Consider the following 1,896-nt stretch of genomic DNA (forward strand, 5'->3'; position numbering starts at 1 on the left):
TTCAGTTCCCCGAGTTCGCCTCATACAGCTATGTATTCACTGTATGATACGTGCTTATGCACGTGGGTTTCCCCATTCGGAAATCGTAGACTCAAGTGGCTGTTACTGCCTTATCTACGCTTATCGCAAGTTACTACGTCCTTCATCGCCTCTGACTGCCAAGGCATCCACCGTGTACGCTTAGTCACTTAACCATACAACCCCAAGAGGTCTTTWYGTATGGACAAACAACCAAGGTGTTCTCGTTAAAGAACAAGTTCATCTTTCGATGAACGGTTTTTCGCCGGACTCAAATATGTTCATCCCTCTCTARGAGAAGAATGAAACCAAGAACACTTGAATGTGTTTGGTGTTAATTCCGAAGAATTAACGTTTTGAGAACTTTTGTTTCGTTACCTCTCGGGTAGAGAGATAAGAAACAGATTTCAATTTATTCCCTCTCTATAAAGAGAAGTCATAAATCTACTAGTCAGCTTTCCAGATTTTTAAAGAGCAAAGTRRTGTTTCTCTGACGAGAATATCCACTTTCTAAACACACTCGTGAGAATGTTTTTAGAGAGTGGTGGAGCTATGCGGGATCGAACCGCAGACCTCCTGCGTGCAAGGCAGGCGCTCTCCCAGCTGAGCTATAACCCCATCGAAATTACTTAGTGTTACCAACTTCATCTAGGAAATGAAATTGGTGGGTCTGAGTGGACTTGAACCACCGACCTCACCCTTATCAGGGGTGCGCTCTAACCACCTGAGCTACAGACCCATCTAAGCAATGTTCTTTACTTTCTTTAACCTATACAATTTGTGTGGACACTGGCATCGATAGTATCGTTAAGGAGGTGATCCAGCCCCAGGTTCCCCTAGGGCTACCTTGTTACGACTTCACCCCAGTCATGAACCACACCGTGGTAAACGCCCTCCCGAAGGTTAAGCTATCTACTTCTGGTGCAGCCCACTCCCATGGTGTGACGGGCGGTGTGTACAAGGCCCGGGAACGTATTCACCGTAGCATTCTGATCTACGATTACTAGCGATTCCGACTTCACGGAGTCGAGTTGCAGACTCCGATCCGGACTACGACATACTTTCTGGGATTCGCTCCACCTCGCGGCCTCGCTGCCCTCTGTATATGCCATTGTAGCACGTGTGTAGCCCTACTCGTAAGGGCCATGATGACTTGACGTCGTCCCCACCTTCCTCCGGTTTATCACCGGCAGTCTCCCTGGAGTTCCCACCATAATGTGCTGGCAAACAAGGATAAGGGTTGCGCTCGTTGCGGGACTTAACCCAACATTTCACAACACGAGCTGACGACAGCCATGCAGCACCTGTCTCAGAGCTCCCGAAGGCACACCAGAATCTCTTCCGGCTTCTCTGGATGTCAAGAGTAGGTAAGGTTCTTCGCGTTGCATCGAATTAAACCACATGCTCCACCGCTTGTGCGGGCCCCCGTCAATTCATTTGAGTTTTAATCTTGCGACCGTACTCCCCAGGCGGTCTACTTAACGCGTTAGCTCCGAAAGCCACGACTCTAGGTCACAACCTCCAAGTAGACATCGTTTACAGCGTGGACTACCAGGGTATCTAATCCTGTTTGCTCCCCACGCTTTCGCATCTGAGCGTCAGTCTTTGTCCAGGGGGCCGCCTTCGCCACCGGTATTCCTTCAGATCTCTACGCATTTCACCGCTACACCTGAAATTCTACCCCCCTCTACAAGACTCTAGCCTGCCAGTTCAAAATGCGGTTCCCAGGTTGAGCCCGGGGCTTTCACATCTTGCTTAACAAACCGCCTGCATGCGCTTTACGCCCAGTAATTCCGATTAACGCTCGCACCCTCCGTATTACCGCGGCTGCTGGCACGGAGTTAGCCGGTGCTTCTTCTGCAGCTAACGTCAAACGAA

Annotated in this window: 2 tRNA genes and 2 rRNA genes; all 4 read right to left on the bottom strand. The window is 49.6% G+C overall.

The features are described 5' to 3' along the window. Window positions 1-194, bottom strand: a 23S ribosomal RNA gene (locus tag L4D06_RS25300); the annotation flags it as partial. Window positions 195-560: 366 nt separating this feature from the next. Continuing rightward, a tRNA-Ala gene (locus L4D06_RS25305) sits at window positions 561-636 on the bottom strand. 44 nt (window positions 637-680) lie between these two features. After that, window positions 681-757, bottom strand: a tRNA-Ile gene (locus tag L4D06_RS25310). Window positions 758-826: 69 nt separating this feature from the next. Continuing rightward, window positions 827-1,896: ribosomal RNA gene (locus L4D06_RS25315) — 16S ribosomal RNA — on the bottom strand; the annotation flags it as partial.

This window comes from Enterovibrio makurazakiensis (assembly GCF_050336585.1).
Classification (GTDB): Bacteria; Pseudomonadota; Gammaproteobacteria; order Enterobacterales; family Vibrionaceae; genus Enterovibrio; species Enterovibrio gelatinilyticus.